This is a genomic window from Streptomyces alboflavus, assembly GCF_000716675.1.
Lineage (GTDB): Bacteria > Actinomycetota > Actinomycetes > Streptomycetales > Streptomycetaceae > Streptomyces > Streptomyces alboflavus.
On sequence record NZ_JNXT01000169.1, the window covers coordinates 1 to 209 of the forward strand.

The window sequence follows — 209 nt, forward strand, 5'->3', positions numbered from 1 at the left end:
CGGCAGAACGTCGCCCGATATCTGCTGCGGCGCCTGAATGCGGAAGGCCGGGGCACGCGCGTGGAAATTCACCCGCTGAACCAGTCCCAGGTACCCAGGCCACGTCAGCGGGTCGTGGAATTCCGGAGCTTGAATGTCCGCCAGTGGGACGCGCTGGTAAGGGCCTGGACCGACGCGAACGACGAGGCGCTCGACGACGCCTGGGTGGA

The 209-nt window shown here is 67.0% G+C and carries 1 pseudogene; it reads left to right on the plus strand.

Annotated features, from left to right (window positions below):
* Positions 1-209 (plus strand): annotated as a pseudogene (locus OO63_RS46235) (transcriptional regulator); the annotation flags it as partial.